Source organism: Salicibibacter halophilus (genome assembly GCF_006740705.1).
Classification (GTDB): domain Bacteria; phylum Bacillota; class Bacilli; order Bacillales; family Marinococcaceae; genus Salicibibacter; species Salicibibacter halophilus.
The window spans coordinates 3,008,930-3,032,643 of the sequence record NZ_CP035485.1 but is presented as its reverse complement, the minus strand read 5'-3'; the positions used below and the strand labels follow the sequence as shown (position 1 = coordinate 3,032,643).

Here is a 23,714-nt window from a genome sequence, read left to right as displayed (position 1 = left end):
ATGAAAGCAAAAAAAGTAGCCACCGACTTATTTATTACGCAAATGAAGTGGACATTATGGTATATCCCAATTTTATTAGTTGTGTATCTTCTACTCTATCTGTTTACACCTGAAATGCAGGCTGAAAATTGGAACCTTATGTCCGTCATCTATCAACCTACTAAAATTTATATGCTCGTCATTGGGCTTTTAACTATCATGGCTTTTCTCACTTATTATGTAAAAAATGGCATTACACGCAAGGATTATTTTGTAGGTTCATCGATCGCTGCCACGGGCGTAGCCTTCAGCATCATGATCATTTCCGCAATCCTTGCCGGAATTCTGGCGCTGATCGGATCTTTCACAACCTTCGACCCGGGCACTTCACAGATGGATTTTCTGAATACGACATCCGTTTGGCTCATGCCTGTCCTCGTCTATAGCCTGATCATTCTATGTTACTACATCGCTGGCTGGATGGTCATAAGCGGTTATTATCGTTTCGGAGGCTGGGGTCTTTTAGGATTTATCGGGATAGGAGTTCTCTATATTTCAGCCGTTGATTTATTATGGGAAAACGACTGGACACTACCGCTAATGAGGTTTTCGAATATCCCAATGCCTGTTCTTTCACTCTCTGTTTCACTTGTTTGCACCTTATTATTGATTGCGGTCGGGTTGTGGGTCGTTCGCTTAACCACTAAACGAATGCCTGTGAAGCCCGAATAAAAACGCAAAAGTTATCCTGACAAAAATACGAAAAAACATCCACACTAAAACTTGTGGATGTTTTTATTTTACAGAAACAGCTATATAATCAATTATCCTTGCTTTTGTTGCAGTAACTTCAATAGATTTATAAACTGATCGTCTCGTGAACGGATCGCCTCTTCTCCGTTATCATCATAGTTGTAAAAACCTTGATTCGTTCGAATGCCAAGCTGATCGCTTTCAACCATATCCTCTAAGAAAGAAGGAACTTCTCTTGAGTTAGAGAGATCTTGCGATATGTTTCCAACCATAGCTTTTGTTGTTTGCAGGCCGGCTAAATCCTGGCTTTCCATTGGTCCGCAAAAGGCCCACTTAAAGCCCATGCTTCCTTTCATAGCAGTATCGATATCTTCTGCAGTAGCCACTCCCTTTTCCATTAGGTTGAACGCTTCACGAAGCATAGCCACTTGAACGCGGTTGACGATAAAACCTGTGATCTCTTTTTTTAGCACGACTGGAGATTTTCCGATTTCCTTGATCAAGTTATACGTTGTCTCTACGACCTGCTCGTTAGTGTTTTCATCTTTAGCGATTTCCACCGTTGGCACAATTTGTGGCGGGTTAAAGAAGTGAGTAATGATAAATCTATCAGGATGATTTGCGTTTTGTGTTAATTCTTCCAATGGAAAAGTGGAGGTATTAGACGCAATAATGGTGTTCTCCGAGACAACGCTTTCAATAATTTCATACGTTTCCAGTTTTGGTTCAAGAATTTCCGGAATTGATTCAAAAATGAAGTCCGCGCCTTGTATCGCTTCATGCAAATCTGTTGTATATGTGACACGAGCTAACGCTTCGTTCCTATCGTTTTCAGTCAGCATTTCCTTTTCAACCATTATTTTTAAGCTGTTATTCATCAGTTCTTTTGCTTCTTCCAACGATGACTCGCGTCTAGCTCGAATACATACATTTTTTCCCGCTTGGGCAAATAATTGAGCAGCACCATGTCCCATAACACCTGCTCCAAGTACCGCGATATTATTCATTCTAATACCCCTTTTCGTATGTGTATTTAACCAGAATCGATGGATCAGAAAAGATTTCGGATTTCCACCTTAAGTAATATTTGTACGATCAAAATTTACGTTGAAGCTGCACTTCTTTCATACATCCCCCCTGCCCCTTTCCAAGCTTATCATTTTTCGTAACTTTCCACCAAGATTAGTTTATATTCTCATCCTAGTAAAAAGAAAAAAGCAATCACAAGAATCACTAAAAAGAACAGTGTCTGATGAATGTTTGTTTCACTCCTCGAGTTCTTTTGATATTTATGAATAATTGAAAATACAAACAAAAAGCATAGAAGTAAAAAATAACCAATAAAGAAATAAAGAAAAACTCGCCATTCCTGCACCTAATCAAATAAGGGAAAGAACTCTACACCTATGATAAACAAAGTCGCTGAGATCGCTCCTAATATACCTGTTAACATAGGCATTTTGAGCCATAATGATGAGGAGAAAATATGGTTTTCTTTTTTGTTCTCAAATAAAAATAATAAATAGAAACAAATGATTACTAACAAAATAAACGTGACAGGTAAAAACGGAAATTCGGTTAATCCAAACAATCCCGAAAATAGTTCAACGAGTGACATCACCATTATTAAAAATCCTAAAATAAAAAATTGAAAAATCGTCCACCGTGACAATATTAACACTCCTCTAATCTGACTTAGTAACTCTACAAACCAATCTCTTACAACTTTAAGAATAGGTAGCAATAGGTAAACCTTTGAAGTTATCCCCAGCTTTTCGCTGCTCCACACAGGACGTGCTAGTTTCCCAGCACCCTGCGTGTTTTTCCCTTCCCATTCTGCAGTCCGTCCCACTGAAGACTCGACGCGCTCGGATTTCTCCTTCCCGGTCCGCAGACCGTCCCTCTGAGGACTCGACGCATTCGGATTTTCCCTTTCCGGTCCACAGACCGTCCCTCTGAAGACTCTACGCGCTAGGGTTTCTCCTTTTCGGTCCGCAGACCGACCATCTGAAGACTCGACGCGCTAGGGTTTCTCCTTTTCGGTCCGCAGACCATCCCTTTGAGAACTCGACGCGTTCGGATTTTCCCTTTCCGGTCCACAGACCGTCCCTCTGAGGACTCGATGCGTTCGGTTTCCCTTTTTTCAGTCCGCAGACCGTCGCCCTGGAGACTCGACGCGCTCGGTTGTCCATCTAACGAGATGTACGATGATGATAAGTTCCTCGTTACCTTCAAGCAAAAGAGGCCATTGCCCAAATGCCTTTTGCCCAAAAGCCCGCACTAAAGAAAATTTACATCAGCAGGAAAGATACCAGCCATTGTATAGCTGAGGCCAAAGATGATAAGAAATATGGTAGCAATTCGGCTTTTTCGATTATCCGGCCAAAATTGATGTAAGCAAATTGCTCCAATAAACATAACAATACCTGTAAATGTAGACGTTCAATTCATCAGTAAATGATAGGGTGAACAGATTTCCAAAGATGAAAGTACATATGTATCGGTTCCACACGTAGTTACACCAAGATCACTCATGGGCTGTTCAAGAAAATTGTACGGCGCAGTGGTCGCTTGAATAACGATGTAGTCGATAATGAAATATACACTTAGTGATATCCAGCATATAAAACCAAGCTTTGCAGTTATAGCGCGTTGATGTCTAAGTAGGAAAATCACGCATATGACGATAATGGTTAACAAAGCCATTAAGAAATAAGGTAGATCCATACTCATTCATCTCCCACTGTATAGTTCAATAATTTGAAACAACCTTATTCGCTTTTATTTTCTAGACATAATTCGATTGATTTGAGTGATACTTATACTGAGTTGTTACTGAACAGTACATTTAATCTTCTATCGATTCAATACCTGAGGAGGCACCATAATGGAAAATAATGTTCACTTAACATCTGCAGAAATTGCTTCCCTTTGGACAGCCTACATGAATGACAGTATGTCTGCTAATATCTTACGTTTTATGCTCAATCACATTTTAGATCAAGACATTAAGCCTGTTGTTCAGTCCGCCTATGATATTGCATCTAATCATTTAAACCAGTTACGCTCAATTTTTGAAGACGAATCATACTCAGTCCCAAATGGTTTTGGTGAACAAGACGTCGACATGAACGCACCATGGTTGTTTACAGATACATTTTGTATATCCTATATAAGGCATATGGGAAAAGTTGGCATGTTATCCTATAGTGGCTTTGTGTCGATGAGTGACAGAGAAGACATACGAACCTATTTTTCACATGCCTTGACGGAAACAAATAATCTTTATAATCAAGCGAGCAAAATTGAACTTGAAAAGGGGATCGCTGGCAGGCATCCTTATATTGAAGTCCCTAAAAGCATTGATTATGTAGATAGTAAAACATACATGAGTAGCTTCAATCCATTCAGCGATCAACGTCCCCTAAATGCCATTGAAATTTCCCATTTATATATGAATGTCCTTTCGAATTCTATAGGGATGAAATTGTGTATCGCCTTTGCTCAAATCTCCCCGCGCAAAGAAGTTCAAGATTTTATGCTACGAGGCAAAGATATCTCAAAGAAACACGCGAAAATTTTTACTGACAAGCTTTTAGAGGATGAAATTGAGGTCTCAAATATACCAGATGTAGGCGTCAGTGATTCAACCACCCCAACGTTTTCCGACAAATTAATGATGTTCCATATGTCTCTACTCATTTCCTCAGGTGTAGGAAACTATGCGACAGGTGCAGCTACTAGTCAACGAAGCGATATTGCCATTGATTATGAACGATTATCGTTTGAAAACGCTAAGCTCTCCAAAAGTGGAGCTGATATCATGATTAAGCATCACTGGCTGGAACAACCACCAGGAGTGAAAGATCGGGAAAAATTAGCGAAGGATAAAGATAAGAGCTGATCTAAAAAATCGGTTTTTTGTTACAACAACATAATTTCTACTTCTGAAGCAAATACTCACAAGCCCCTGTTCCGAAGGATGTCATCATACTCAAGATAAGCGACCGATAATTGCAGATTTGTATTTAGGTTTTGTCTATGCAACTCTATTATTCCTTTCCATTGCTTGCTGTCTTCGTAAATGTTTTCATTATGTATAAATAATTTTACCATACAAAAGCACGGGTCTCCTCGAAAAGCCCTAATTATCTACAATGCATTTGTTCAACATAATTGGCATCTTCGACAATCTGGTCCAATTGCTGGAATTTTGTGTTCCCAAAAATACCCCTTTGGAATCATCATATCCAAAGGGGTAAACCTTCGCAACATTTGTATAAACGTCGCGACTTTATTTTACATCCACATTAAACTCTATCATTCATTTACACCCTACTCTACCGTGACACTTTTTGCCAGATTCCTTGGCTTATCAACGTCGCACCCGCGATGCAGCGCAGCATAGTAGGAAATTAATTGGAGTGGCACTACGGCTACGAGTGGGGTTAAATAGGCGTGCACGAGTGGGATGACGACTTGGTCGTCTGCTCGGTGGCAGCCATCCATGCTTACGACGCATGGGTTGGCGCCGCGAGCGACCACTTCTTGCAGGTTGCCGCGTATATTCAAATCTACGTTTTCTTGGGTGGAGAGCGCAATTACCGGGGTTCCTTCTTCGATCAGCGCGATTGTGCCGTGTTTTAATTCCCCGCCGGCGAAGCCTTCCGCTTGGATATAAGAGATTTCCTTCAATTTTAATGCGCCTTCCTGAACGACATGATAATCGAACGACCGGCCGATAAAGAAAGCATTGCGTGTTTCAAACAAATAATCACGGGCGATTTGTTCCATGTCGTCTTTCGCATCGCATAACGTTTCCATTGCGTTGGCGGCAATGCTGAGTTCATGAAGGGCATCGAAATCGGTATCGCTCCCGGCGGCATGTGCGCCGTCCATGGCGAGAATCGCCAACACTGCCATTTGTGCTGTATATGCTTTTGTGGAAGCGACCGCTATCTCCGGACCTGCGTACGTGTGTAACGTATGATCAGCTTCTCGCGAGAGCGTAGAGCCCGGAACATTTGTAATCGTCAGCGACGGGTGTCCCGCTTCTTTGACATTAACGAGAACCCCGCGGCAATCTGCGGTTTCGCCGCTTTGCGATATGAAAATAAAGAGCGGGTTTGGGGACAGTAAAGGTTGGTTATACAGAAATTCACTGGCAATATGCACTTCTACCGGCTTCCCAACGACTTTTTCCATCAGTTCTTTCCCTACGAGTCCGGCGTGGTAACTCGTTCCCGCCGCGATAATATAAACGCGGTCGGCAGCATGAAATGAAGTGCGAATATCATTGGGGAGTTTGATCTCATTGGCCTCGTCTTGATATTTTTGTAAAATATTACGGATCACGAGCGGCTGTTCATCAATCTCCTTGAGCATATAGTGCGCATACGTGCCTTTTTCCGTGTCACTTTCATCGAGTTCAGCAGTGAATGGTTCCCGTTGCACCTCATTGCCGTCCAAATCTTGAATCCATATGCCGTCGCGTGTGACGGTGACGACTTCTTCATCCATGAGTTCGACAAATGTTTTCGTAATGTGAAGCATTGCCATGGAATCGGACGCAACAACGTTGGCATCTTCTCCCATCCCTACAAGAAGAGGACTTTTATTTTTTCCTACATAGATACGATCATCCGATTCCCCATCAAGCAGAGCAATGGCATAGGAACCTTTTAGAAGCGACAATGTCTTCCGAAAAGCTTCATTCACCGCCAGGCCTTCAGATACAAAACGCTCCATGATTTGTATGATGACTTCCGTATCCGTTTCACTTCTTAGATCGACATCGGAGAGGTATGCTTCTATGAGGCTTTCATAGTTTTCGATGACGCCATTGTGAACGAGCGTAAAACGTTTAGTTTCACTCTGATGGGGGTGGGCATTCCGGGCACTAGGTGCTCCGTGGGTCGCCCAACGCGTGTGCCCAATGCCGCATGTTCCCTCGGGCTTCGTTTTCTCCACTTCGTCCCGTAACGACGCGATCCGCCCTTTTTCCTTAACGAGCTGCAAATCTTCCCTTTTCTCATCCACAATCGCGAGACCTGCCGAATCATAGCCGCGGTATTCAAGTTTTTCGAGGCCTTTCAACAAGATATCCTTTACACTTTCTGTCCCGATATATCCTACAATTCCACACATACTGATGCCTCCGTTTACGCGAGGCAAGGCATGCCAAGCAGGGGCAGGCAATTCCTTGCCCCGCTCTTCATATTGTTGCGGCCACTGCTTTTACTTTTGTGCGAAGAGTCGCCTCCTCGTTTTAGGCAAAAGCTAACGGTTGTGCCGCAAAAACCGGGAGGTATCCGCCGATACTTCGATAAACCTCCTCCTCGTCAACTGTTTTTATTTCCGTCCAAAAACAGTCCGGGCGCTTGTTGAATGGATAGTCCCATTCAATAAATAAAAACCAACGTTAGCTTACTACATATTCCAAAGATTCGTCAATGAAAAAATCCGTTGTGGCAGCCTTTATACACGACTGCCCAACTGATCCCAAATGACAGATGAGATCTCCTCCACATAATCTTGGCAAAGGGTCTCTGTCTCGGCCTCAACCATGACACGCACGAGTGGTTCGGTGCCGGAGGGGCGTACGAGCACCCTTCCATTGCCCCCCATCTGTTTCTCCACTTTGGCAATGGTCTCCTGGACAGCTTCGTTTTCCTCAACTGCATTTTTATCTACCACTCGGACATTTTCCAAACGTTGCGGGTATTTTTCAACATTTGCGGCGAGTTCCGATAAAGTTTTGTCTTTTACTTTCATAATATTCACGAGTTGCAAAGCTGTTAACAGACCATCGCCCGTTTTGACATAATCAAGGAAAATTATATGGCCAGATTGTTCGCCACCTAAACTGTAGCCTCCCCGGCGCATTTCCTCCATCACGTATTTATCGCCCACCGCGGTCTTTTTCGAAACAATGTCCATGTCTTTAAGCGCTTTGTATAAACCTAAATTACTCATCACCGTGGTCACAACCGTATGATGCGCCAACATTCCTTCTTCCTTCATGAAACGGCCGCAAATGTAGAGAATTTTATCCCCATCGACGATATTTCCTTTTTCATCCACAGCAATAAGCCGATCAGCATCGCCATCGAAAGCCAAGCCTATGTCTGCTTTTTTCTCCTTGACGAGATTGACGAGTTGCTCCGGTTTCGTGGAGCCGACATCCACATTAATGTTCGTCCCGTCAGGGTTGTTTCCAATCGTTGAGATTTCGGCATCCAGGTCCGCAAACAATCTCGGCGCTACTGAAGAGGCAGCACCATGTGCACAATCAAGGGCAACGTGTAAATCCATAAAGTCTTCGTCTACCGTTTGCTTTAGATGTTGAATATATTTTTGTACTCCTTCATAGTAGTCACTTACACTGCCAAGGTCAGCACCTGTCGGACGAGGGATATCCGTTTCCTGCTCAATTAATGTCTCTATCTCTGTTTCTTGGGCACCGGACAGTTTAAATCCATCCGCTCCGAAAAATTTGATTCCATTATCCTCCACGGGGTTATGCGAAGCCGAAATCATGATACCGGCGTCAGCACTGATTGCTTTCGCGAGATAAGAAACCCCGGGAGTGGTAATGATCCCCAAACGCATAACTTCTGCTCCAATAGAAAGAAGACCTGCAACGAGGGCACCTTCCAACATTTCTCCGGAAATCCGTGTATCACGGCCGATTACTACCTTTGGAGGCACATGGTCCTTCGCCAATACATAACCACCCGCGCGCCCGAGCTTAAATGCAAGCTCGGGCGTAAGTTCAGTATTCGCTACACCTCTTACCCCATCTGTGCCAAAATACTTACCCATATCATATCGCTCCTTCTGGCTGCCCCTGCAATAGAGGTTGTTCAAAAATCCCGATACTGAAAGTCAGGAACGCCCATCACCCTGATTTAGGCTATTCAGCACTTTCAGGATTTGTTATTTCCACTTCCACACTTTCCGTTTCCGGCTGGTACATAAAGTCGTTCGGCCCTTCAACTTCTACCTGCATTTCATACGATGTTACATCGCTTTCAGCCATATTTTCATCATCGATTTCTTCATAGTCGATATATAAGCGGACATCCTCTTCGCTTAAATCATCCATTTCGGCTTCGTCACCCTCAATGGTAACATTAAGGAGTTCTTCATCGGCGACCGTTACTTCAACATCTTCCGGTACATTGTCCATCTGCAATGGAAGCTCCATGGTTTGAGTGTCTTGTTCTTCCACTTCGTCTTCTTCTGCACCTTCTTCTTCGTTTTCTTCTTCATTTTCTTCTTCGTTTCCATCCTCATCTGCGTCTTCATCTTCATCTTCGTCTTCAACAATCGCTTGTACAGTTGCTGTCTCGGGCTGGACATGAGTGACTCCGTCCGGCATGGCAATGTCCAAATCCATCGTCTCGCTTTCGGCAATCCCGCTTAAATCGACGGGACCTACTGCAAGCGCAGCTATGTCATCAATGGCCCCCAAATTCCCATAGATGGTGGCATTTTCCGGATCGACGGAGAGGTCAACGAGTTCCACGTCTTCATCAAGGGAGCCCTCGGTTTCCACTTCCAACGGAACTTCTGTCGAAGGAGGAGTGATGGGAACGACGACATCCACATTAGTTGGCTCGACGTCAAAATCCAGCTCTTCGCCGTAAGGACCGTAAACCGCTACCTCCACCGTTTCATAAATTGTTTCTTCCGCGCCTCCGACATCAATATACGCTTGCAGCGAACCGATGTCTTGCAGCTGGGAGCCGGCTCCCTCCACTTCCACTTCTTCAGGGGTCACTTCCGGCTCCCCAAGGGTATAGCCTTCCGGTAATTCCCCTTCATTCATGAACTCGATTTCTACCGGCAGCGTGGTCATTTCGCGTTCTTCCAATGTTACCTGGATCGATTCCGGTTCCGTGGACACATCAACCCCGGCGGGAAAATCACGGTGTTCAACATTTACATTGTGTACGCCCGGGCCTAGATCTTCGAGGTCCACATACACTTCATAATTCGGGCTCGTCACCTGAAAAAGATTTAACGCACTTTGCGTGCCGGACAGTTGAAGATCCACCGTATCTTCCATCTCAACAATCGCGTATTGCTCGTCATCATAATATACTTCCAATTCCACGGCTTCTACGGTTAACTGTTCAGAATTCGTAACTGGAAAAACATTTGGTTGATTTCCTAAATCATCCATATTGACCATGAAAAAAAGCATCGTTGCAATCACCAAGGAAAAGAAGCGTAAAAACCACCGATTATTGAAGAGCTTATCCATTTTTACGCCCTCCCCATTGCCAACGGGTTTTGACATTTTTTAACAGTTGATTTTCCAACATCTTACGAAGGCGGTCTTCGTCAATCCCGCGATGGATTTCGCTATTTTTTGTAACCGATATATCCCCTGTCTCTTCAGAGACAGTGATAGTGAGTGCATCCGTCACTTCGCTCACTCCGATAGCCGCGCGATGTCGTGTCCCCAATTCTTTGGAGATAAATGGGTTTTCTGACAGTGGCAAATAACACGCGGCGGCACTCAACACATTGTTTTGAATAATAACAGCTCCATCATGGAGCGGCGCATTGGGAATGAAAATATTAATGAGCAACTCGGAAGAAATTTGCGCTTTTACCGGGGTTCCCGTTTCGATATAATCGTCCATCCCCGTTTCATTTTCGATCGAGATCAACGCGCCGATTCTTCTTTTGGCCATATAACGGATCGATCTCATCAACGCTTCGATCGTATTTACGGAGTTCTTTTCTTCAGGGGTCGGACCCCTTCCGAATAGCCTGCCTCGCCCAAGTTGTTCAAGCGCACGCCTCATCTCCGGTTGAAAAATAATGATAATAGCCAAAACCCCATATGTAACCACGAGGTTCATGAGAAATTGCATCGTCTGCAAGGCAAAAAGGCTGCTAAGAAACCAGGCAGCCAAAATAACCGTAATCCCTTTAATCAATTGCACGGCCCTCGTCCCGCGCACAATCGTTATCAATTTATATACGACAAACGCCACTAACAAAATGTCCACGATTCTCGTTAGCCACGTGATGAACTCCTCGCCAAACATTACGTTTCCTCCCAATAGGAATTGAAACCGAGAAACCTCGAGAGGTTAGCTTTTTTCTCCCGGTGAGATCAGCTTTCGGAGGCCAGCGGTCGGAAAAGGTTTTTTCAGGAAGAAAGGATGCTCTCCCGATATCCGGCTTCCGATGCCTGACTTCCGGAAAAACGGGTGCCAACACCCAGATTGTTCCGACGCACAGGACGCGCTAGTCGGCGTTGCCACATGACGTGATGGTTTTAGCCGACTCTCTCTATCCACAGGGGGGATGAAACCGCCCCCTGACGGAAGTTTCATTTTATTATAACATAGCTAAGGGCATATAGGTTACTTTTGGCACTCGATAAACAAAATGGTCCATTTTACAATTATACCCTCTTTTTCTCATTCCATATCCATTGATCATTCATTTTTCCCGGCATTTGCAGGCAAACGGCACCACGTCACCGGATCATCCCTCATCCATATATCGTTTTTAATCGTAAGTGATTACAAGAAATCCGTATTTGAAAAAGCATTAAAAAAAGCAAAACCCCATGTTTTGCCATTAGTCATAGTATGGAGCGGGTGATGGGAATCGAACCCACGTCATCAGCTTGGAAGGCTGAGGTTTTACCATTAAACTACACCCGCAAAAATATGTAATGCCATACGCCATTGTTAAAATGGAATGGAGCGGGAGACGGGATTCGAACCCGCGACCCCCACCTTGGCAAGGTGGTGTTCTACCACTGAACTACTCCCGCATATGTAAGATGGTGGAGGAGGACGGATTCGAACCGCCGAACTCGGAGAGAGCGGATTTACAGTCCGCCGCGTTTGGCCAACTTCGCTACTCCTCCAGTATAAAGCTTTAGCAATCAATTTGCAAAAAGATGGTGACCCGTGCGGGATTCGAACCCGCGTTACCGCCGTGAAAGGGCGGTGTCTTAACCCCTTGACCAACGGGCCACAAATGCTTACCGCTGTAAGCTGACAAGTTATATTATATGAGCCACGCGGATAAAATGCAAGTGGAAACTGATAATTTTTTTATTGATGTTCCTATTGACAGTAAACCTTTTTCCATTTCAAATACGCCGTTTCAAAGCATAACCCATCATTGTTCTGGTTCAACGACCTTCACCAATTGTTTCCCAACATTCTCTCCGGAAAATAAACCGAGAAAAGCGTCCGGCACTTTATCGAACCCTTCATGGATCGTTTCTTCAAAATGAAGCTCACCATTTTTAACAAGTGGGGAAAGAACCTCATAGGCTTCACGAAAATGTTCGGAAAAGTCCCCAACGATAAATCCTTGCATTTTAACTCTTGATTTAATAAAAGGCATTTGCACACGCAAACCGATGTCAGACTCACCGGCAGATAGATTGTAAGCGGCGATCGCCCCACAAAGGGGAACGCGGGCGAATGTATTTAACAGCGGCCACACAGCGTCGGATATCTCCCCGCCGACATTTTCAAAATACACATCGATGCCATCCGGGCATTTTGTTTTTAATGCTTCACTAACATTTTCTTCTTTGTAGTTAACCGCCTCATCAAACCCTAACTTATTCACAATATAATCGCCTTTCGATTGCGAACCTACAATGCCTACGACGCGCGCCCCGCGTTTTTTCGCCAACTGTCCGGCTATGGAACCGACGGCACCGGCCGCGGCTGAGACAACAACCGTTTCTCCTTCCTTTGGCTCGCCGATATGATACATGCCAAAATAAGCGGTTAAACCGGGCATCCCCAAAACACCGAGCGCTGAGGAAACGGGCGCGCCATGAACCTCCGGACGCCGCAATTGATTGGGATCGGCAACGATGTATTCTTGCCAAGGGAGCGCCCCCGTGACGATGTCCCCTTCTTTTAATTCCTCTGTTTCCGACTCCATGACTTGCGCGACAATGCCGCCGTTTAACGGTTCCCCTACTTTAAAAGGCGCTGCATAAGAAGGACCGGTTGACATTCTTCCTCGCATGTACGGGTCGACCGATAAGTATAAGGTCTTTAACAATACTTCATCCCGGTTTCTGGATGGCACGTCCACATTTTCATATTGAAATGTTTTCGCAGAAGGCATTCCGTCCGGCCTTTCTTTTAGCTTGATTTGTCTCATCGTAGACCTCCTTTGGCATCATACTATTTTCTATACCCAAAACCCCTTTCGGAATAACTTTATTTTTACAGCAACACTAATTGAGACGCGTCCCGAACCAAGACGATGGCTCCCTCATAGGTGCAATAATCGCTCGATTGTACCTCTAACCAAAACAATGCTCCCCCAGAGGGACAATAATCGCTCGATCGTACCCCTAACCAAATTGATGCTCCCCTCAGAGGGACAATAATCGCTCGATCGTACCTCTAGCCAAAACGATGCTCCCCTCAGAGGGACAATAATCGCTCGATCGTACCCCTAACCAAAACGATGCTTCCCTCAGAGGTACAATAACCGTTCTCCTTGAATCGCCCAAAGTACGCCGCCCACCTACCTTTCGTTTCATTTTTTGCCATCCCATGTTTGGCGAATGGGGAAGACGGAAATAACTAAGCAAACCCCTTGGAAAGGAACGGTGTAATCATGATACGAACTATTCTAATGATTATTGGCCTTATTGTGGTGGTCAGTATTATCCTCAGTCTAATTTAAGCCGGAAAACAACAAGAGACTGCCCTGCATAATTGGAGGACAGTCTCTTCATTTTACCTTTTGCTCCCTTGTTTTCCGCCTTTTCCATTGTTCCCTTGCAAGGCAAAAAGGTTGGTATCAATGGAAAATGTTAACTGTTCGCGATTTCGTTCCCGTTTCAGCGCCAACTGGATCATCTCATGGGTAAGCGTGGTGAAATCTTTGCCCGCGGGCTCCCATAGATAAAAAGAAAGCGAGCCCGGGATCGTGTTAATCTCGTTGACGTAGACTTGGTTTTCGCTTTTGTCGATCATAAAATCAATACGGGATACGCCGCTGCAACCGAGAATGCGAAAGGTGTCCTTTGCCAAGCGGCGGATTTCAGCGGAAAGTTCCTCGTCAATAGGGGCAGGGATGACGCGATCGGTATTTTCCATGCCACCGCCGCCTTTGGTGCCTGTGCTTTCTCCTTTTCCTCCCGCACTTCCCTGGTATTTATCGGCATAACTTAAAATATCTTCCGTTTTCAATACTTCTTCCAGCTCGGAAGTCTCTGCCTCTTCCGTGTCTCCAAGTACCGAGCAATTGATTTCGGTTATGTCAGAGAGCAATGGCTCAACAACGAGTTTGGAAGCGAAAGCAAATGCTTCATCCACGACCGTTTCAAGCGAAGCCGCATCACGGGCAATGTCAATCCCTACACTTGAACCAAGGTTCGCCGGTTTAACGATGACCGGGTACCCGAGTTTATCCTCGATCTTTTTTTGTAGCGACGCTTGTTGCCCTGCCCACTGATGCTGATAAAACCAAACATCCGGAAGGACCGGCACTTTCTGGTCCCGAAGCATTTGTTTCATCATAATCTTATCCATACCGGCCGCGGAAGAAGTGACATCACTGCCGGCGTACGGGATATTCAACAGCTCAAAAAAGCCTTGCAACACCCCGTCTTCGCCAAACGTCCCATGCAAAACGGGAAAAGCGACATCGATATGGGCGACCTCTCTTTTTCCAAACTTGGGCACCGGATTTTTCTGTAAATGAACGCCGCCGTTTTCAGCAGGTACAGGGGTTACCGATTGCACTTCTTGCAACAAGCCATCCAAGTCCTTGTAAGCTTCGATGTCCAACAATTTTTCCCCGGTGTACCAGGTGCGGTCTTTCGCCATATAAATTGGGACCGGCTCATATCGCCGATCGTCCATGGCGTCGATCGCCTGCAAGCCTGAAATCACGGAAACCTCATGCTCAACGGAAATTCCTCCGAAAAAAACACCGACTTTTGTTTTCATATTCGTTGTTCCCCCTACTATTCATTGAACGTATCCGGCAAATCGTTTTCCAGTAACACGACGGAAGGTTCCGGTGCCGTCACTTCACGCATTTTTTGCAACGCATCTTGCAAATCCGCAGCCACATAGTATCGCGACTGTGGATATTCGGCTTCCGCCAGTCCGTCTTGAAGCGGTTCGGTTTGTTTTTTGCCAACGAGAATAACAAAATCACAGACTTGTGCCGCGTGGTGAGCGAGCGTTTTATTAAGCTCATATTCCTTCTCGCCAAGCTCGATCATCCCAGGCGTGACGAGTACCTTTTTCTCCGGCATCGATCCTAACACTTCAAGAGCCATTTTCGATCCGGTTGGATTGGAGTTAAAGCTGTCATCAATGATCGTGAGGGTTGCGCTCGATTGTTTCAATTCAAGACGATGAGGAATCGGCGGAACCCCTTTAATGGCACGGGCGATTTTTTCAAGCGGAATGTTCTTTTCCGATCCGATGGCCACCGCCGCAAGAATATTGTAGATGTTATGCCGGCCCAATAATTTCGTTTCGATCGTCACGCTCGTGCCGTCATATTTTCGTACTTTAAACGTAGTGCCTTTTGCTGAATACGTGATTTCTGCGGCACGGTAATGAAGGTCATCGGCATCGATCCCGTAGTACATCGTGCGGCAATTATTCGTTTGCGGATAGGCGCGGATGTTCTCGTCATCTTTATTAAGAAAAGCTGTTCCATCTTCCGGCAGTGTTTCCACGATTTCAAATTTCGTCTTTTTAATGTTCTCAAGGGTTTTAAACGTTTCCAAATGTTGTTCGCCGATTGCGGTAAGCACGCCGTATTTCTGGTGAACGAGTTCGCAGATTTCGGCAATATCATTCTCTTGCTTCGCGCCCATTTCAGCGATAAAGAGTTCGTGATAAGGCTTTAACTGTTCCCGAATCGTTCTTGTAACCCCCATTTTCGTATTGTAACTTTCCGGGGTCATCAAGACGTTGTATTCCGCTGCCAAAACAGCTTTTAAAATATGCTTTGTGCTCGTTTTTCCAAAGCTTCCCGTGATGCCAATCACTTCCAGATCAGGCATCGATTCCACAATGCTTTCGGCGTCATTAAAAAAACGTTGATTAACCTGCGACTCGACCGGCAAAATGATGACATTTGCAATCATGACGATAAAAAATACCAGCACGTTAGCGGCAACTAGCAAAAGCAAAAAGCCGACCAAGGCATTCACGCCAATCAGCCATGCAATGGCAAGGGTGAGCACATAAAGGGCGCCGGTTGTGACCAAAAGCCTTTTGACTCGCGGCGTATACACAAGTTTCTTTTTCTCCACGGTTTTCGGCCGTCTCCAGATGAGCAATGCATAGGTTGCGATGGCCCATAATACCGCGAGCGAAAAGCCCCAAGCATCTGTAAGCCCCCAAAACGGAAGCAAGAAAACGATTCCGAGTGCCGGCCACACGTCACGAGGATACATCGCTTTTTCCGGATGCTCTTTCATCCAGCGGAAATACCGTTCCGACCGGTAAGCATTGAGTTGGAGCATATGCACGCTCTTTTTCACGCGTATAATCGTATACCAAGCCCAAGCGGCAATAAGTAAAAGAATCAATAGGTTACTCATGCGACGTACGGGCCTCCTTGTCTTTTTCGAGAAAATGATTGAGGATGATTAGAAATTCCTGCGTATTATCAAGGTAAGCATAGTGACCGGCGCCTTTCAGCACGACAAGGCCGGCATCGGGAATCATATCTTCCATTATTTTACCATCGGATACAGGCGTCGCCTCGTCGTGTTCCCCCCATACCAATAGTGTTGGCACTTTAATATGCGGCATATAATGGCGCAAATCTTCATTCACAACTTTCACGAGCGTTTGCTGCATCACGCCGGATACATTTTGATAGTCGGTGGATCCCAGTTTCTTTTTCACCTTAGCGAGTATGTCTTCCTTGCGTGATTTCAGACCGGGTAAGTTCAGTAACGCTTTACTCGTTTTATAAGTATATACTTTCACTTGATTTTTTAACTTGCGTTTCGGTTTAATCCCTGCGCTGTCCACTAAAATAACCTTATGCACGTCACGGTCAGAGGCATAACGAATCGACACCCTGCCTCCGAATGAATGTCCAATAAGGATCGGGCGTTGAATGCCATGTTTTTTTATAAATTGTTCCAACGTATTTGTATAATCATCGACGCTCCACGGCTCCGCCGGTTCCGGGCTTTTCCCAAACCCCGGGAAATCAAGCGACCAAACCTTGAAATACTGTTCAAGATTCCGGTGTACCGGGGAAAAAGCGTCAATGTTGGCTCCCCACCCGTGCAGGAGAATGACATCCTTCCCCTCACCCGAACAGTGGTAATGGACTTGCCCCCCATTTATATCTGTAAACACGGTTATACGCCCCATTCTATTTATCACTTGGCTGATGTTATAAACTTTACAAGAGAATCATTTCATATCATATCATAAATCGCGTACAGTGAAGACACAAATTTTATATTAAGTTCTCTGTCGTGCTTATGAACAAATAAACACGAGCACCGGGAATGTGATCGTGTTAGAGAATTGCATCGGCGTGCATATCCAAAGTTTCTGTCTTCCACCATCCATGCTTATGCAAAGTCACCTCTGCCTATGCACGGACGAGGTCCATCAACTAACCGGACAAGCCGTTTGCCGCTTGTTCATCAGCAAGGACGGTAACATTCGGATGTTGTTGCAAAGCGGTGGCCGGAAACGCGGGTGTGCTCTCCCGATACAGCATGCCTCTGAGCGCTTCGGCCTTATCCGCACCCGAGACGAGAACCAAAATTTCACGGGCAGCTAATATCGTTTCTATCCCCATTGTGATTGCTTTTTTAGGAACATCGTTTTTATTGTCAAAGAAGCGGGCATTGGCCTCTCTTGTTTTTACATCAAGATCCACAACGTGAGTGGCCGAAGAAAAAGGCGTTTCCGGTTCGTTGAAACCAATGTGGCCGTTATGCCCCAGTCCTAAAACTTGCAAGTCCACGCCGCCCGCCTCCTGCAACAAGGCTTCATAACGCGCGCATTCCGCCATTAAATCAGTTGCTTGTCCATCAGGCAAATGTGTATTAGCGGCTAAAAGATCAACCTTTGAAAACAAATGATCGTTCATATAGGCGCGATAGGTTAACGGATGGTCCGCGGGCAAACCGATGTATTCGTCCAGATTGAAAGTGCTAACCTGCCGGAAAGAAAGTTCCCCCTTCTGATGTTGCTCGACCAGCTTCTCGTACATGCCCTCTGGGGTGCTCCCCGTTGCCAACCCCAATACACTGTTTTCTTTTTCTGCGATCCAGGCAGCTACACGTGCACAAGCTTTTGTGCTTAGATCTTCATAATTTTTGCAGATTTGTACATCCATCTTCTTATCGCTCCTTGCTTTGATACGCTAACCGACCTCGACACCAGGTTTCTTCTACGCCCAACTGTTCGTTGAGCAACACGATGTCTCCGTCTTTATGCGCGTCGATCGAGCCTTTGTGATCCTCAACCCCCAACGCTTTCGCCTGATTGCCGGCGGTCATGGCAGCGAGCTCGGGGAAAGTGGCCCCGGTAAACGCGCGCATATTGCGCAAACACGCGTCCATCGTTACAATGCTGCCGGCAATCGTACCGTCCGCGAGGGTGGCTTTCTCATCCCGTACGGTTACATCTTGCCCGCCCAGATCATACGTGCCGTCTCGAAGCCCCTTCGCTCTCATGCTGTCGGTGATGAGATAAAGATTACGGAAACCGCCGGTCCGGTAGGCTGTTTTTACAGCAGGCGGCGAACTGTGCAACCCATCCGCAATGATTTCACTTTTAAGTTCATCGATCGTATAAGCCGCGCCGACGACACCGGGTTCTCGATGATGAAAGCCGCGCATGCCGTTGTACAGATGCGTGATGTGTTTCGCACCGGCTGTCACAGCGGCCTTCATTTCCTCGTACGTCGCATCCGAATGGCCGATGGAAGGAACCGCACCCATTTCGTTTATGTAGGCCGTTAAGTCGAGCCCTCCTGATGTTTCCGGTGCGTAAGTGACTACTCTAATGGTATCATCAGCTGCTTGCCGGAAAGCCTTATAGAGGTCGAGGCCATCCCTTTTAATATGCTCCTCCGGCTGCGCGCCTTTTCGTTTGGCGTTAATAAAAGGACCTTCCAAGTGAATGCCCAGCAATTCGGCAACACCCGCTTCCCTTTGCTCGCGGTAATAAGCAGCTCCCGTCTGCAACGCCGACGTGATATGTTCTTCCTCCTGTGTAATCGTGGTCGCGAGATAGGCGGTTGTCCCCTCGGATGGCAATGAAATCTCCAACGTTTCAAACACATCTCGGGTTGCATCCATCACATCGACGCCATACCCGCCATGCATATGAATGTCAATAAATCCGGGGAACGCAAGCATATCTTTTCCGTATACCCGTCTCGGGATGCCGGGGAAATCATCATCTTTTATATCTTTTCCTGCCGCAACAATCTTTCCATCTTGTAAAAAAATAAACCCATTCGTCCACAAGCCGTCATTTTTGACTAGCCTCATTCCATGCAGAATCACGCTTGAGTGGCTCACCATCTCTCTCTTCCTTCCGTTTGTTTTGTTCATCATATCATTCTAATTCATGGTTTGCTTTCACATTTGTTTGGGAATGGTGATGATAGACGCTGAAAAGGAGATGTTACTGATGAAAGTCGATGCTTTACGAACAACAGATGGAAAAGTGTTTAATTTCCGTTATGGTGATATTGAAGTAAAAGATAATGACAATTGGACGGCTACCATTCGAGGCGTTGAAGAACAAAATTTAATCTTTGATGCCGTGAGTTCAAAAACACCGATGTATTTTGAGTTCGAAGCTGACGGAGGCACTTATGAAGGCCGCGCCATTGTGGCGGATATCGATGGCGAGAGCAAAGAAAACGTCGTGACCTTGGAAAGCGCGGGCAATTTGACGAAAAAATAAGGCTTATATCACCCGGACGTCCTCTGCACCGAGGCGCTTCCCTAAGCGTCTCGCCCCGCGTTCCACCCGTTCCAAACGCGTTTTTGACCATTCGCGGGATGGATCTGCATATAAATGAATGTCAACCCTTCCTTTTTCACGGTCAAAAAAAGGATCCGCCCGTCCGACCAGCTGATCACCAAGAAGGATCGGGAGCGTATACGGACCATAAAGCCGTTTATGTTTCGGCGTATAAATTTCCCAACGATACGTAAAATCGAACAATTCTTCCAAGCGTTTCCTTCGCCACAGTAAATTATCGAGGGGCGGCAAAAAAGAAACAGCCTCGTTGTTGCGCTCATTGCCCGCTTCGAAGGCCAGTAGCTGTTCGGCATCTTCCTGCAATATCATGTAATGACCGGCTACTCCTTCGATTTCCAGCGAGATAAGTGTGCCATCAGAAATGAAAGCATCCACCCAAGTCTTGCGCTCCTGTGCTGTCATACGCTGCCAGCCAAATCGCTGATCGCGCTCATCAATAAGGCGATACGCGCGCAAATATTTATGCACAAGGCGCTCTCTCGCTTCTTCTTCGCTTATCTCTTCTGCTTCTTGTTGAAAGGCAGCGGGAATAACATCACGACTCAGGGCAAAATAGCGCTCGGATCCTTGTCTGCCGCATACTTGAATATCGCCGGTTTCAAACAACATCCGCAATACATAGCTTGTTTCTTTTGTCGTTGCGTGCGTCGGGTGATCCCAAGCACCAACGACTTTTTTATCTGAGCGAAAAGCTTTGGATGGCAATGGTCCTTGATCCGCCAAGGCTTGCAGAATCTTACGCTCCGTGCTTTTATACAGATGCCTTTCCTCCGCCCATGTTTGTGCACTCGCCCTTCTTTTCGTTTTAAAAATCGGATAATCCTCTATCGGCAACAAACAAGCGGCGTTGGCAAAATATTCAAAGCCCTGTCCATCCCACAATTCACGCTCGAGTTCTGTCCGGGAGTATGTTTCCAAGCGGTTGAAAAAAACAAGATGGTGGTTTCGTTCGATGATGGCCACCGGATCCAACTGCACGCATTCCAACTGGCGAAGTGCCGTCGCCATGCTCGGACCGAGCGTGCCGAAATGATTCAGACCCGATTTTGCGAGCAGAAAACGACGTACCCCCTTTTTGCTAACTTGAATGGCCATGTTTTTACCCCTTACACTTTGATGGTGGATTGAACGTCCGACCAGCGGTGTCCCCAATGATTTGTCGGCCCTTGCCCTTTTCCGATGTTAAGCGGGTTGGAAATCGCGGCCGTAATATATGCTTTGCCGTCTTTCACTGCTTCATAGAGGGGCTTTCCGTTCGCCAGACCGGCGGTAATAACGGCTGCGTACGTGCAGCCACTTCCGTGGGTATGCTTCGTGTCAAAGCGTTCCGCCGAGAACTTTTCAAATGTTTGGCCGTCATACAAATAATCGTCGGCCTCGCCTTCATAATGCCCGCCTTTAATCAACGCAGCTTTCGCCCCATAGCCTTCGACTAAAATCCGCCCGGCTTCCTTCATATCGTCGATCGTCTTGATCGTCCGGTTTGTCAACGCCTCCGCTTCCGGCAAATTTGGGGTCACAACCGTTGCCAAAGGAAGAAGTTCTTTCGAAATCGTTTCCCTGGCCGTTTCCGAAATGAGGGCGTGTCCGCTGGAAGCGATCATCACGGGATCAAGCACATATTTGGCGACATTCGCTTCCTTCAATTTTTTAGCAGTGGATGCCATCACTTCCGGCGTGGAAAGCATCCCCGATTTCACCGCATCCGGGGCAATGTCTTCAAATACTGCGTCAAATTGGCTTTCCACAAAATCAAGCTCGAGGTCCACAAAAGATTTCACTCCGAGCGTATTCTGGCTGACCACCGATGTGATCACACTCATTCCATATACACCGATCTCCTGAAACGTTTTCAAATCCGCATGGATTCCGGCTCCTCCGCTCGGATCCGTTCCTGCCACCGTTAATGCTTTTGCGATTTCCGTCATTTCCGTGCCCTCCTTTGGCTCGCCGGTTTACCGGCACCGGCGGCAGCACCGGAAGTGATGAACTGATCCCGAGGAAACTTGGAATTTCCTGCGCTTATTGATCGTACAATAAAAAACACCCTCGATTGGAAGGGGTGGCAAAAATGCGGACAAACGTAACGTTCCCATGTCCATTCTTACGCCACTTTCCTCCGCCGGTACCCTCCGGATCAGGTTCAAAGGGTTGAAGCCATCACTTCTCTCAGCGCTGTACGCACCCCTAGTGGTTTTTTTCTTTGTTTTATTCTATCATAATTCTGCTGTATCTTCATATTTTTTCTCACACTCGGGAAACCCAATTTTTCCTGAAAACATGGTACCATAAGGGGAAATTGGAAAAGAAAGGGGGAAAACAGTGGACTTTTTATCAATCGTTGTTGGTTTGTTATTTTTTCTTAACGCAATTTTTGCCGGCATTATTGTTTTTATGGAACGGCGTGATGTGCACGCAACCTGGGCTTGGCTGCTCATCCTGGTATTTATTCCCTACCTCGGGTTCATTCTTTACTTGGTCCTCGGGCAAAATTTGACCCGAAAACGTTTATTCGATTGGGACGGCATTGAACAAATAGGCTTGAAAGACTTGATCAATGATCAATTATACGATATGAAACATGATCGCTTTGATTTTCAGTATGGAACATCAAGCAACCACCGTCACCTGATTTCATTGCTGCTTCGCAGTAACGGCGCTGTATTAACCCAAGACAATCATGTGGACGTGTTCACGGACGGGGTGGATAAATTTTCGCAATTGTTGGCTGACATTGGGAAAGCGAACGACCATATCCATCTGCAATATTACATATTTCGTAATGACAACCTCGGAAAGCGCGTGATCAATCTGCTGACACAAAAAGCGCTCGAAGGGGTGCAAGTGCGTGTTCTTTATGACGATATGGGGTCCCGAAAGCTTTATCCGAAACATTTCCGAACGCTCATTGAAGCGGGAGGCGAAGTCGGGGTGTTTTTCCCGTCCCGTATTCCTTATGTGAACTCCCGTTTGAATTACCGCAACCACCGCAAAATCGTAGTGATCGATGGCGAGATTGCGTATGTTGGCGGTTTTAACGTCGGAGATGAATACTTGGGACATAACAAACGCATGGGCTATTGGCGCGATACCCACTTACGGATGCGCGGTTCTTCGGTGAAAGCGCTGCAAACCCGCTTCATTCTGGATTGGAACCAAGCCTCCAAAGACAAAACCATTCAGTATGAGCCCCATTATTTTCCTGATTTGCAACCGCAGGGAGAGATTAGCACGCAAATTGTCTCCAGCGGACCCGATACCGAATGGGAAGAAATCAAAAACGGTTATATCAAAATGATCACATCGGCACGCGAATCCGTCTACATCCAAACACCTTATTTTATTCCGGATGCCAGTTTGCTTGATGCCTTGCGCATCGCTGCCCTAGCCGGCAAAGACGTGCGCATTATGATTCCGAACAAACCGGATCATCCCTTTGTATACTGGGCGACGTATTCCCACATGGGAGAATTGCTTAACTCGGGCGCCCGTTTTTACATTTATGATGCAGGATTTATCCATTCGAAAATGCTCGTCGTCGACCGAAGCGTCGGCACCATCGGAACAGCCAACATCGACGTGCGCAGCTTCCGGCTGAATTTCGAAGTGAACGTCTTTATGTATGATGAACAACTCGGCGAAAAAATGGCAACGATTTTCGAAGCCGATCAAGCATTCTCTTCGGAAATGACCCCGCAACGTTATCAGGAACGCGGACACTGGGTTCGTTTCAAAGAGTCGATCGCCCGGTTGCTATCGCCGATTTTGTAGGCGACGGAATGGGAACAAAGCGATGGGCTCAGCGCGGACCTTTCGACCGGGCTTCATCGGCCGTTCTTGACGACCTGAACACTGCTTTCTGAACGAGATCGGTCGTCATGACCCTTGCATGGCGACTGAGTAACTCGGGGGAGACTTCTTTCGGGCTTCATGACGCGTTCATAGCGACCA

The 23,714-nt window shown here is 46.2% G+C and carries 18 protein-coding genes, 4 tRNA genes and 1 riboswitch; of the genes, 4 read left to right on the top strand and 18 right to left on the bottom strand.

Annotation, left to right across the window (positions count from 1 at the left end; genetic code table 11):
- Positions 1 to 711, top strand: coding sequence for a hypothetical protein (locus EPH95_RS14720; RefSeq protein WP_142090793.1), 711 nt, complete (start codon positions 1 to 3; stop codon positions 709 to 711).
- Between the two features lie 92 nt (positions 712 to 803).
- On the opposite strand, the gene EPH95_RS14715 is transcribed toward EPH95_RS14720, so the two are convergent.
- Together EPH95_RS14715 and EPH95_RS14710 are read right to left on the bottom strand one after the other, a co-directional pair.
- On the bottom strand, positions 804 to 1,739 hold the full coding sequence (locus tag EPH95_RS14715) for a 3-hydroxyacyl-CoA dehydrogenase family protein (RefSeq protein ID WP_142090792.1): 936 nt from the start codon (positions 1,737 to 1,739) through the stop codon (positions 804 to 806).
- Between the two features lie 368 nt (positions 1,740 to 2,107).
- A complete protein-coding gene (locus EPH95_RS14710; protein ID WP_142090791.1) occupies positions 2,108 to 2,584 on the bottom strand; it encodes a hypothetical protein in 477 nt (158 codons plus the stop codon).
- Positions 2,585 to 3,616: 1,032 nt separating this feature from the next.
- Here EPH95_RS14710 and EPH95_RS14700 point away from each other — a divergent pair.
- Complete coding sequence (locus tag EPH95_RS14700; RefSeq protein ID WP_405127462.1) at positions 3,617 to 4,636, top strand: DUF3231 family protein; 1,020 nt, start codon at positions 3,617 to 3,619, stop codon at positions 4,634 to 4,636.
- 431 nt (positions 4,637 to 5,067) lie between these two features.
- Here EPH95_RS14700 and glmS read toward each other — a convergent pair whose 3' ends face one another.
- The 14 genes from glmS to nagA form a co-directional block, all read right to left on the bottom strand.
- The gene (gene glmS, locus EPH95_RS14695) at positions 5,068 to 6,879 is read right to left on the bottom strand and encodes a glutamine--fructose-6-phosphate transaminase (isomerizing) (protein WP_142090789.1); all 1,812 of its coding nucleotides are present in this window, start codon (positions 6,877 to 6,879) and stop codon (positions 5,068 to 5,070) included.
- 330 nt (positions 6,880 to 7,209) lie between these two features.
- Positions 7,210 to 8,556: a phosphoglucosamine mutase gene (glmM, locus tag EPH95_RS14690; RefSeq protein ID WP_142090788.1), complete on the bottom strand. Its 1,347-nt coding sequence runs from the start codon at positions 8,554 to 8,556 to the stop codon at positions 7,210 to 7,212.
- Between the two features lie 91 nt (positions 8,557 to 8,647).
- On the bottom strand, positions 8,648 to 10,003 hold the full coding sequence (locus tag EPH95_RS14685) for a CdaR family protein (protein ID WP_160141786.1): 1,356 nt from the start codon (positions 10,001 to 10,003) through the stop codon (positions 8,648 to 8,650).
- Entirely contained in the window at positions 9,996 to 10,799 is an 804-nt protein-coding gene (gene cdaA / locus EPH95_RS14680) for a diadenylate cyclase CdaA (RefSeq protein WP_142090786.1), read from the bottom strand. The genes EPH95_RS14685 and cdaA overlap by 8 nt, the downstream gene beginning before the upstream one ends.
- Positions 10,800 to 11,352: 553 nt before the next feature.
- Positions 11,353 to 11,426, bottom strand: a tRNA-Gly gene (locus tag EPH95_RS14675).
- 38 nt (positions 11,427 to 11,464) lie between these two features.
- A tRNA-Gly gene (locus EPH95_RS14670) sits at positions 11,465 to 11,539 on the bottom strand.
- Positions 11,540 to 11,549: 10 nt separating this feature from the next.
- Positions 11,550 to 11,635, bottom strand: a tRNA-Tyr gene (locus EPH95_RS14665).
- 34 nt (positions 11,636 to 11,669) lie between these two features.
- Positions 11,670 to 11,744: transfer RNA gene (locus tag EPH95_RS14660), tRNA-Glu, on the bottom strand.
- Positions 11,745 to 11,892: 148 nt separating this feature from the next.
- A complete protein-coding gene (locus EPH95_RS14655) occupies positions 11,893 to 12,903 on the bottom strand; it encodes an NADP-dependent oxidoreductase (protein ID WP_142090785.1) in 1,011 nt (336 codons plus the stop codon).
- 587 nt (positions 12,904 to 13,490) lie between these two features.
- Positions 13,491 to 14,708, bottom strand: coding sequence for a D-alanine--D-alanine ligase family protein (locus EPH95_RS14650; RefSeq protein WP_142090784.1), 1,218 nt, complete (start codon positions 14,706 to 14,708; stop codon positions 13,491 to 13,493).
- 17 nt (positions 14,709 to 14,725) lie between these two features.
- Complete coding sequence (locus EPH95_RS14645) at positions 14,726 to 16,327, bottom strand: UDP-N-acetylmuramoyl-tripeptide--D-alanyl-D-alanine ligase (RefSeq protein WP_142090783.1); 1,602 nt, start codon at positions 16,325 to 16,327, stop codon at positions 14,726 to 14,728.
- Positions 16,320 to 17,102, bottom strand: coding sequence for an alpha/beta fold hydrolase (locus EPH95_RS14640; protein WP_193556979.1), 783 nt, complete (start codon positions 17,100 to 17,102; stop codon positions 16,320 to 16,322). The genes EPH95_RS14645 and EPH95_RS14640 overlap by 8 nt, the downstream gene beginning before the upstream one ends.
- A 265-nt stretch (positions 17,103 to 17,367) precedes the next feature.
- Complete coding sequence (nagB, locus tag EPH95_RS14635; protein ID WP_142090781.1) at positions 17,368 to 18,099, bottom strand: glucosamine-6-phosphate deaminase; 732 nt, start codon at positions 18,097 to 18,099, stop codon at positions 17,368 to 17,370.
- 4 nt (positions 18,100 to 18,103) lie between these two features.
- On the bottom strand, positions 18,104 to 19,327 hold the full coding sequence (gene nagA, locus EPH95_RS14630; protein WP_227003929.1) for an N-acetylglucosamine-6-phosphate deacetylase: 1,224 nt from the start codon (positions 19,325 to 19,327) through the stop codon (positions 18,104 to 18,106).
- Positions 19,328 to 19,403: 76 nt separating this feature from the next.
- Here nagA and EPH95_RS14625 point away from each other — a divergent pair, with 76 nt between their 5' ends.
- Positions 19,404 to 19,682, top strand: a complete 279-nt coding sequence (locus EPH95_RS14625; protein WP_142090780.1) for a hypothetical protein — start codon at positions 19,404 to 19,406, stop codon at positions 19,680 to 19,682.
- Positions 19,683 to 19,685: 3 nt separating this feature from the next.
- On the opposite strand, the gene EPH95_RS14620 is transcribed toward EPH95_RS14625, so the two are convergent.
- The gene (locus EPH95_RS14620; RefSeq protein ID WP_142090779.1) at positions 19,686 to 20,858 is read right to left on the bottom strand and encodes a DNA glycosylase AlkZ-like family protein; all 1,173 of its coding nucleotides are present in this window, start codon (positions 20,856 to 20,858) and stop codon (positions 19,686 to 19,688) included.
- 11 nt (positions 20,859 to 20,869) lie between these two features.
- A complete protein-coding gene (thiD, locus tag EPH95_RS14615; protein ID WP_142090778.1) occupies positions 20,870 to 21,691 on the bottom strand; it encodes a bifunctional hydroxymethylpyrimidine kinase/phosphomethylpyrimidine kinase in 822 nt (273 codons plus the stop codon).
- A gap of 169 nt (positions 21,692 to 21,860) precedes the next feature.
- A riboswitch (TPP riboswitch) is annotated at positions 21,861 to 21,962 on the bottom strand.
- A gap of 123 nt (positions 21,963 to 22,085) precedes the next feature.
- On the opposite strand from thiD, the gene cls reads away from it, so the two are divergent.
- Positions 22,086 to 23,534, top strand: coding sequence for a cardiolipin synthase (gene cls, locus EPH95_RS14610; RefSeq protein ID WP_142090777.1), 1,449 nt, complete (start codon positions 22,086 to 22,088; stop codon positions 23,532 to 23,534).
- Positions 23,535 to 23,714: the final 180 nt, after the last annotated feature.